A 9,527-nucleotide genomic window follows, 5' to 3' on the forward strand; every position below is an offset into this window, starting at 1 on the left:
AAAGACATTTTATCAAAAAGGATGTGAAAAGAATTGGCTTATCTTAGCACCTTCATTGCTTTAATTCCTGTCTTTTCTGCTCTCTTTTATCATATCTACTTGTTAGACCATTTAACATATGCAGAGCAAGTCCTTCTACCACTCAAAACTCGAATTTATGGTTATATTTCAGTAATGAGTTTATCAATTATTGCCCTTGCTTTTCTTATTGTGCTTTCTGCTTTTTCATATGCGATCAGCTTTAATCAATTTCTTATTTGTGTCCTAATGACTATTAACATAATTTTGCTATTTATATTAATGGGATTTATGTCATTTTACCATCCAATTGATACTTTTCTAATAATTGGTAAATCAAAATTTAAATTATTGAACAGAATAGATAGTAATCATATTAGTGTTCGACCACAATGGTGTAGTGATAAAGAAACCATACTCATTAACATTTCCAGTCTTGAAAACTACACATTAAGGGAAGAATATCGCAAAGCCAAACCAAAGAGCGAAAATTGGATTATTTCTATTCTTTTTGGAATTATAACTTCTATTTCAGGGTTAATAATAATTATGGCTTTTAACCTCCCTAAAAATTCTTGTGCTAAATTTTGGATATGTTTTGGTGTCGGTGCAATTGCTGCCGGAATTATGTATTCAAAGAAAATAAATCAAAAATAAAAGCCCTCTCCGGGAAAAGGACGTGATTAAGTATGGATGATGAAAAATGGAAACTAGCTCCTACCTCTCTTGATAATAAAGTAATAGATGGAGTAGACAATATTATTGCAATTGACGAAACCGGAACTCCGACACTTATAAATATAAGTGACGCCACACCAATTTCCAAAATATGGTTTGGTATAACCGGAATTATTATAGATAAGACAACTATTAATAGTATTGCGAAGGATATGCTTAACCTGAAGAAAAAGTATTGGCAAAATGGAAATTATAATGGGCAAAGGGTTGTATTTCACTCAAGAAATATTAGGAAAAAAGAAGGTGCTTTCAATCCTAAACTTATTGACTATAGTGAATTTAGAAGTGATTTAAACAAAGTGATCTCTTCCTTACCTATACAAGTAGTCGGCTCTCTAATTAATAAAAAAGACCACGTTAAAAAATACTTATATCCTTACCCAGTCTATTCTCTTTCTTTAGAATTTTTAATAGAACGTGCAAGCTATAGATTAAATTGGCTTGGAGAAAGTACCGTTTTATTGTTAGAATCACGTGGATGGCGTGAAGACTGCGCCTTATTAAAACAAATTATTTCTATTTTGGAAAACGGTAGTCGCTATGTTTCATCAAACAACTTCGAATGTATCAAAGGAATTTATTTTGCTAAAAAGAGAACTTCAAATCGTCTTAAATCTTATTGGCCTTTAGAACTCTCTGATATGATATCATATAGAATATATCGAACAAAAACAGAAGGCAAAGGAATAGAAAATTTTAATTCTATCGAAAAATACTTCATTAATTATCCATATTATAGAAATAAAGGTTTAAAATTTTTCCCATAATAAATTATAAAAAATCAAAGGAGAATTATTCATGAGTTTGAGTAGCAAAATTGATGATAAAAAGCAAGCTTTAGATCTTTGGAATAATCATAAAAAGGAACTTGCTGAAAACTGTTTAAAAAAGATAGAAGATCACACTTTATGTGGAAATGATGATAATGCTTATCCCACTCAAGGAAAAATATATTTTACTGAACTAGGAGAAAATATCGGGTATGAAATTAATAGACCACATCCAGCTTTAGTTATTTCAAAAAATCAATATAATAAAACAGGAACAGTAATTATAGCGCCTCTCAGTTCAGGCAAAATAAGAAATCATAAACATATATTAGGTTGTCAATATATTCTTCGTGCTAGGAATTATAATTACTTAGCGAAGGATAGTGTTGTTAAATTGGACCAAATGAGATGCATAAGCGTAAATAGACTTATAAACTATCGAGGAAAAATATCTGACGAAGATATGAAAGCTATAAAGCGAAGAATCAAAAAAACTTTTGATATTGATTGACATTAAATTAAAGATAGTGGATAATATAGGTATGGAGTTTGCCTAGTTGCAAACATTAGAGTGATAGGTTCGAGGATATCTCAAACGTTAAACATCACAGTTGGTAAGCCATACACTTTATTGTGTATGGCTTTTTCTATTGTTCAAAAAGAACATATGTACGAAAGGAACATCACATTATGAATAAAGAAGAACTACTAGAATATATCGACAACAATTCAACTGCTATCGCTAACTTCAAAGATAAAGTTAGAGCAGATCAACAAGCCAAAAATAAAAAGCGTCAGCCAGCTAAACGATGGAATGACGCACGAATTGAAAGACAAGTAGATAAATTTACTAATGAATTTATCGCTAATATTCATGATAAGCTCTCCAAGGCCCTCAAGGCTAATAACCATACTCCAAAAGAAAAATGGATTAAATTTATCGAAGAAAATGAACTATTAGATGATTTAGAAGAATCAGTTAGCATGATTGATTTTGAGGAGGAATAACTATGTGGAAGCAACAACGAGATAAAAAGTACCGCTTCTTTGAGCAATACAAAGACCCACTAACAAATAAACAGAAAACCGTAAGTGTAACCATGAATGACGATAAGAAGAAGACCGCTAAACAGGCTCAAATAATACTTAACAATAAAATCAACAAAATAATAAGCCGAGTTAAGCGAACTACTTTGATTCATAATGTTACCTTCGAATCTTTACTCACCGAATATCTTGATGATGAGAAGAAGCGAGTCCGTCGTTCAACTTACTATAACCATATGACTATGAAACGAACTCTTCTAAGCATGCTCCCTCCAGATTCGTTAGTTGAAAATATAACATCCCTAGTTATCTCACAGAAATTAGAAGAGCTTATGTATGGTGACAGAAAATTATCTAGTGGTTATGTATCAAAATTCAAGTATTTCTTACACTCTATATTTGATTATGCTGTCGAACACTCTTATATCAAATCTAATCCCGTAAACGATGTCAAAATAAATTACAAGTCGCCTATCAGCGGTCAGCAAATACAAAATAAATTTCTGGAAGAAAGTGAAATGAAGGCCCTGCTCGATTACACATATAAGCGTAACAAAAATTATGCTCAACTATTCGAATGGCTTTACCTAACAGGTTCAAGGATTGGCGAAGCAACTGCTCTTAATTTCGATGATGTCTATAAAAAAGATGAACGTTGGTTCGTAAATATTGACGGTACCCTCGAATATAACCATATTAAAATATCTCAACAAAAGAAAAGTGAACATACAAAAACAGCCTCATCTACAAGAACCGTTATTCTTCCAGAAAAGGCAGTTAAGATATACTTTGATCGTAAACATAATCATAATAGCAGAGATTTTATCTTTTGCACGCAAAATGGAACACCAATTCAAACCTCAGCTGTAAATTCCTTTTTACGTATAGCAAAAAATAATCTCAAAATCGACAAGCCACTAAGTAGTCATATTTTCCGTCACACTCATATTTCAAAATTAGCAGAACTCGGTGTTCCCCTATATGTAATTCAGAAAAGAGTTGGGCATAGTAACGGAAATATTACTCGACAGATTTATCTTCACGTAACGCAAAATGTTATTAATGAGGAGGCAGCTAAACTTGATAATTTGTAGAAAAACCTACCAAAAACCTACCATTGGCTATTTAACTATTATTTTTTTGCTCTATTTCTTACCGCAAATTAAATTTAAAAACAAAAAGAACCCTTGCTACACAAGGGTTCTCTCTTACTACTTGTCGCGACGCTTTTCAGCGATCCGAGTAGCCTTACCAGTACGTTCACGTAAGTAGTACAACTTAGCACGACGTACACGACCATGACGAAGAACGTCAATCTTAGCAACACGTGGTGAGTGAACTGGGAAAGTCCGTTCAACACCAACACCGTTACTGATCTTACGAACAGTGTAGGTAGCACTGATACCAGCACCGTGACGCTTGATAACGATACCTTCAAACATCTGAACACGTTCACGTGAACCTTCAACGATGAGGGCGTGAACCCGAACAGTATCACCGGCACGGAAATCTGGAATATCATCCCGTAATTGACTTGCAGTAATCTTTTCGATTAACTTGTTTTGACGCATAAAAAATTCTTTCCTTTCGCCGACATTCATGTCCGATGTGGGCAGCGGAATACCGTTTCTTATGGCTAAACAGCCATCTATTACTATACTAGCTTTTCATTTCCCTTTCAAGGGTTATTTTGATTGATGTTCCTGATTAATAATCGAATGACGAATACCATAGGCAAAGTAAATAATTAAGCCAATAAGGAACCAAAGAACCATCATAATCTTAGCATCGGCATTCAATCCCCAGAAAATCACTGCAGAAAATAAAGCCGAGATTGTTGGCAATACCGGATAACCGGGCATTTTAAACTGAGCTTCAGGAAGATCTTTCCCTTCTCGAGGACGAAGAGCATAGATTCCTAGTGAAACAAAGATAAATGCCACAAGGGTTCCCGCAGATACTAGTGTTGCCAAGAACGTGAACGGAAAAACGGAGCCCAGGATCATTGCCAAAAACGTAATCATCCATAATGCCCGATTAGGCACATGCTTACGATCGATATGACCCAAGCTTCGGGGAAGAAGACCATCTCTACCAAAAGCATAGATCAGCCGTGATGAGGCTAATAGAATCGCAATTAATGCCGAAAAGATTCCAACAATAGCAACAATTGATAACAAATTAGCAGTAAGGTAATGATCCGACTGGCGGAGTGCCCAAGCGGCTGGTTCTGCGTTATTTGCATAACGACTGTATTTAAACATCCCCACAAGGACGAGAGACACTGCAATGAAAAAGCCAGTTCCTAAAACCAGCGTCCCAATTAATCCTCGCGGCATTGTCTTTTGGGGATTAATTGTTTCAGCCGTATTAGCCGCAATTGCATCAAAGCCAACGTAAGCAATAAAAATTTGTGCTGTTCCGGCAAGGATCCCCTGCCAGCCACCAAATGTTGTTCCAGCGACATGAGGCGGAATAAATGGCGAATAGTTTTGCGGATGAATAGCCGTCATACCGACAACAATAAACATTAAAATGACCAGGAGCTTAACGCTGACAATAATATTCTCAATCCGACTCACCTGGTGAACTCCACGAGAAATTAAAATTCCCACGGCTAAAATAGCAATTGCAGCTAAAATATCAACATATGAACCCCGCTGCGGATTGAAGCCCCCCGTTAATGCTGTGGGCAATTTAATACCAAAGCTAGCGAGAAACCCCTGCATATAGGCTGACCAGCCTGACGCAACGAAAGCAACTGAAATAAAATACTCAGCCAAAAGTGCCCAGCCAGCAATCCAACCAAAAAACTCGCCAAAAAGAACATTAATCCATGAAAAGGCTGAACCAGCAAACGGCAGTACAGATGAAGTCTCTGCATACGCTAGCGCTGATAATCCGGCCCCAATCGCGGCAACGATAAATGCCAATGGCACTGCTGGCCCCGTATGTTCAGCAGCGACAATTCCTGGCAGGGTAAAGATTGCTGTCCCAACAACCATTCCGGTCCCCAGGCCAACTAAATCAATTGTCCGCAAACTGGGGGTTAGTTTGGCATCCTTACTGCGATAAAGGGCAGGATCCTGCTTCCATAGTAATCGTTGAATAAACTTTTTCATTTGAACCCCTTTCTAGTCTGGAACATCCGGATCTTGATCGAGTTTCAAATCTTCAAGCATCAACCGTTGCTCACGAGTCAGTTTGGCCGTCTTTAACAAATCGGGGCGACGTTCAAGTGTCCGTCGTAATGCCTCACGTTGACGCCATTCTTTAATTTTCTGATGATTACCACTGGTTAAAACCTCAGGAACCTTCATCCCCCGAAAGTCTGCAGGTCGAGTATATTGCGGATACTCTAGCAGGCCATTACTAAAGGAGTCGCCCATTGGTGAAGACATATTCCCTAAGACGCCAGGAACAAAGCGCACGGTAGCGTCGATCATCACCATTGCAGCTAGTTCACCACCAGTAAGGACATAATCACCTAATGATGCTTCATCTGTCACTAAGCTCCGGATTCGCTCATCATACCCCTCGTAGTGACCACAGATAAATGTAAGGTGTTCCTCTTGTGATAATTCTTGGGCATAGTCCTGATCAAACCTTCGCCCAGCGGGATCCATCAAAATTACCCTTCCTTTGGGATAACGATCTTTTGTTTCCTCATCAATTGCTGCCATGGCATCGAAAATTGGTTGCGCTTGGAGGAGCATTCCAGCACCACCGCCAAATGGGGTATCATCAACCCGGTTATGTTTATTATCAGTGTAATCACGAAAATCTGTTACTTTAATGTCGAGGAAGCCATTATCTTGAGCCTTCCCAACGATTGATTCACCGAGAGTTGCCTGAAACATATCAGGAAATAGGCTTAAAATATCAATTCGCATTATTCAAGTCCCTCCAATAGTTCCACCTCAACTACGCCATTATCCAGATCAACCTTCTTTACCACATCATCAATCTTGGGTAGCAATAAGTCGGCTTGATGCGGTCGTTGGACAACCCAAACATCATTGGCACCAGGGGAAAGGATCTCCTTAATTTTTCCTAATTCACGACCATCAATTGTCTTAACAGTCAAGCCAATAATTTGATGATAATAATAACTACCTTCTTCGAGTGGCTGTTGATCCTCTTCACTAACCCTCAATTCACGATTGCGAAAGTTCTCGACATCATTAATATTGTCATATCCAACAAACTTAACAAGAATTGAACCCTTGTGTGGGCGTGATGATTCAATTGTTAACTCCAGTGGTTCTCCCTGTTGATTAGCCAAATATAACTTAGCGTCCTTGGCAAACCGTTCATCAACAAAGTCGGTAGTGGGAATCACCCGAACTTCACCACGGATCCCGTGAGTATTTACTATTTTTCCAACATTATAAAATTTCATTCAAATTCTCCTAAAATTGACAAAAACTCCCACAGATTAGTGTGGGAGTTTTTATTTTAGTGACGGTGGTCATTTATTAGTAACCGGACCTTTTTTGAATTAGAGCGTCGTGGACGTGCTCCTTCAACGACCGTACGCAGTGCTGAAGCAATATGTCCCTGCCGCCCAATTAAGCGACCAACATCTTGGGGATGAACATCAACGACATAGCGTTGAAAGCGATCATCTTCAGACTTGGTAATTGTTAGAGCATCCGGATGTTCTAACAATGGAGTTACTAAACTACGAACCAGCCCTTCAATATTTGTCTCAGTCATGACTAAACATCACTACTTCTTAGCATACTTTGATTCGTGGAACTTCTTCATAACTCCAGCCTTTTGAAGCATGTTACGAACAGTGTCAGAAGGTTGAGCACCCTTTTGTAACCAATCCATAATGGCATCTTCGTCAAACTTGATTTCCTTAGGAGTGGTTAATGGGTTGTAAGTACCTAAAGAAGTAATGAAACGACCATCACGTGGTGCACGTGAGTCAGCTACAACAATACGGTAGAATGGACGCTTCTTTGAACCCATACGCTTTAAACGAATTTTAACGGACATTCTTTGCACCTCCCTATAAATTTCTTAACAGGTAATAATATACCAGTCTTCCAAAAGAATGTAAAGTATTTTTTCTTGACAGCTTAAATATTTTTCTTTTTCCTCATTCCAAGGCCGAAACTAGTCAATAAGCTAGCAATACCAAGAGCCATTAATCCCTTAGCTTGTTCTGATCCGGTTTGCGGTAGTTGCCGACTTTCATTTTGTACTAGCTGTGACTCGGCTTGAGGCTCAACTAACCCTTCAGACTTAGAAGAAGGATTACTTGTTCCTGGTTGTGGCGCTGACTTTGGTGTCAGTTGAGGCTGAAGTTCTGGTGCCGGTACTGGTTGTGGTGCCGGTGTTGGCGTAGACGTTGGTTGCGGCTCTGGAGTCGGCGTTGGCTTTGGTTCTGGCTGTGGAGTCGGTGTCGGTTTAGTTCCTGACGTTGGTGTTGAATTCTTAGTATAGATAACTGTTTTTTCAATATTGTTATCTTCTGGAGCTATCTTGATTTCATTAACTGTCTTTATATTGGGAGTATAGTCCTTAATTTCAGGTGATACTACTTCATTAAATGTTCCTTCTGCAGGTATCCAATCATTCCAAGTAGTACTATTGGATGTCTTAGAACCAGTTCGTGTAAAGGTGATTTGTTGTGTTTCATCATTTGCCGCTTTGATTCCATCTTGATAAACATAATGAATTGTTTCAGTAACAGTTCTACTATCTTTTACTGTTTCCGGCTGTGGAGTTGGTTTTGGATCACTATTCTTAACATACACAACATATTCAATAAAATCAGAATGAGGATACGTAAATTTACCTTCATCACCAATCTTAGTAATCTTTTCTCCGCTGTATGTTATCTTCTTACCATCAGTCGACTTTTGGCCCCGATAAGTTGAATAATCCTTTACCGGAGGAATGTTGGTATCGCTAAAGTAGCTATCTGTCTTAAAGGAACCCTCTTCCCCAGTATCACTAGTAAAGGTCACCAGACGAGGTGTATCAGGAATCGGTTTACCATCATTACCCAGCATCTGATTACCATTTACATCAACATAATGGATCGTTTGGTTAACAAAACCATAATATGTTAAGTCGACATATGCTTTATTGGTTGGCTTTGCATTTGTACTTGCGCCAATCCAATAGCCATAATCTGAATCGTATTCAGGCTTAGAATTACCTTGACTTCTTACAGTAACATGCCAAGGATGACTATTCATATAGTCGAATACTGCCTTACTCTGAATCTGATAGCCGTTAAGCCACTTATTGTTATGATAAGAAACTTTTTGATAATCTTCATTAAAATTATTAATTCCTTTACCTGGCATTAGTGCAACTTGGTCAGTGGGTTTCCATGTGATTAAGGTTATTGCTGAAGTTTCATCTTTTGAAGTTGCTCTAAATCCCTCATAATCTCCCTCAATTGTTACATGATAAGTTAATTGGTTATCACCAGTGTTTGAAACAACAACATTTATTTGGGGCATTGTGTAGGCAAATTGATCCGAGAGGTAAAAGTCCTCGTTAGCGATTTGATCACTAAGGTATGATGAGTCATTATTACCAACCGGAACAATGTTCTTTTGTAATTGCTTTTTCAGGTCTTTTGCACTTACAAAACTAGTTTTAACATTCTCGTTACTAGCTGGTTTCGTTACGGTTATTGTAAAGTCCCTTCCTAAATTTTTTAGTGAGATTCCCACGCTCTGAGTTGGGTCGACAATTTGAAGATACTCTCTATCCCCAATTTTCATCCATGTGTGAGCCTGAATACTACCAGTTTGCGAATTTTGAACGATCTTATCTGCAACCGGGATTTCACTAGTCCCCTGCTTTTTAGGGACAACACTTAAACTAATACCACTAGAAAATGTCTGATTACCAATCTTCAAGTCATCCCTTGGCGTATACTTCGAGGATGATTGATTATTACCATAAAGAGAAATCATCTCA

General features: G+C 37.8%; 12 protein-coding genes. 5 read left to right on the plus strand and 7 right to left on the minus strand.

The window, feature by feature from the left end:
• The first annotated feature begins 33 nt into the window (after window positions 1–33).
• The 5 genes from N4627_RS05840 to N4627_RS05860 all read left to right on the plus strand — a co-directional run bounded on the left by N4627_RS05840 (window position 34) and on the right by N4627_RS05860 (window position 3,667).
• A complete protein-coding gene (locus N4627_RS05840; RefSeq protein WP_260964231.1) occupies window positions 34–675 on the plus strand; it encodes a hypothetical protein in 642 nt (213 codons plus the stop codon).
• 32 nt (window positions 676–707) lie between these two features.
• A complete protein-coding gene (locus N4627_RS05845; RefSeq protein WP_260964232.1) occupies window positions 708–1,523 on the plus strand; it encodes a DUF3800 domain-containing protein in 816 nt (271 codons plus the stop codon).
• A gap of 31 nt (window positions 1,524–1,554) precedes the next feature.
• On the plus strand, window positions 1,555–2,037 hold the full coding sequence (locus tag N4627_RS05850; protein ID WP_260964234.1) for a type II toxin-antitoxin system PemK/MazF family toxin: 483 nt from the start codon (window positions 1,555–1,557) through the stop codon (window positions 2,035–2,037).
• A 179-nt stretch (window positions 2,038–2,216) separates the two neighbouring features.
• Entirely contained in the window at window positions 2,217–2,534 is a 318-nt protein-coding gene (locus tag N4627_RS05855; RefSeq protein WP_260964236.1) for a hypothetical protein, read from the plus strand.
• 2 nt (window positions 2,535–2,536) lie between these two features.
• Window positions 2,537–3,667, plus strand: a complete 1,131-nt coding sequence (locus N4627_RS05860; RefSeq protein WP_260964239.1) for a tyrosine-type recombinase/integrase — start codon at window positions 2,537–2,539, stop codon at window positions 3,665–3,667.
• Window positions 3,668–3,784: 117 nt separating this feature from the next.
• Here the strand turns inward: N4627_RS05860 and rplS are convergent, their stop codons facing one another.
• The 7 genes from rplS to N4627_RS05895 form a co-directional block, all read right to left on the minus strand.
• Complete coding sequence (gene rplS, locus N4627_RS05865; RefSeq protein ID WP_056974551.1) at window positions 3,785–4,144, minus strand: 50S ribosomal protein L19; 360 nt, start codon at window positions 4,142–4,144, stop codon at window positions 3,785–3,787.
• 114 nt (window positions 4,145–4,258) lie between these two features.
• The gene (locus N4627_RS05870) at window positions 4,259–5,695 is read right to left on the minus strand and encodes an APC family permease (RefSeq protein ID WP_260964242.1); all 1,437 of its coding nucleotides are present in this window, start codon (window positions 5,693–5,695) and stop codon (window positions 4,259–4,261) included.
• A gap of 12 nt (window positions 5,696–5,707) precedes the next feature.
• Window positions 5,708–6,466 carry a tRNA (guanosine(37)-N1)-methyltransferase TrmD gene (trmD, locus tag N4627_RS05875; RefSeq protein WP_003717363.1) on the minus strand — a complete coding sequence of 253 codons (759 nt, stop codon included), beginning with the start codon at window positions 6,464–6,466 and terminating at the stop codon, window positions 5,708–5,710.
• Entirely contained in the window at window positions 6,466–6,975 is a 510-nt protein-coding gene (gene rimM / locus N4627_RS05880) for a ribosome maturation factor RimM (protein ID WP_003717362.1), read from the minus strand. The genes trmD and rimM overlap by 1 nt, the downstream gene beginning before the upstream one ends.
• 56 nt (window positions 6,976–7,031) lie before the next feature.
• Window positions 7,032–7,292, minus strand: a complete 261-nt coding sequence (locus tag N4627_RS05885) for a KH domain-containing protein (RefSeq protein WP_003717361.1) — start codon at window positions 7,290–7,292, stop codon at window positions 7,032–7,034.
• A 12-nt stretch (window positions 7,293–7,304) separates the two neighbouring features.
• Window positions 7,305–7,580: a 30S ribosomal protein S16 gene (rpsP, locus tag N4627_RS05890; protein ID WP_003717360.1), complete on the minus strand. Its 276-nt coding sequence runs from the start codon at window positions 7,578–7,580 to the stop codon at window positions 7,305–7,307.
• Window positions 7,581–7,663: 83 nt separating this feature from the next.
• Complete coding sequence (locus N4627_RS05895) at window positions 7,664–9,523, minus strand: mucin-binding protein (protein ID WP_260964247.1); 1,860 nt, start codon at window positions 9,521–9,523, stop codon at window positions 7,664–7,666.
• Window positions 9,524–9,527: the final 4 nt, after the last annotated feature.

The sequence above is a fragment of the Limosilactobacillus vaginalis genome (assembly GCF_025311515.1).
In the GTDB taxonomy this organism is placed as follows: domain Bacteria; phylum Bacillota; class Bacilli; order Lactobacillales; family Lactobacillaceae; genus Limosilactobacillus; species Limosilactobacillus vaginalis.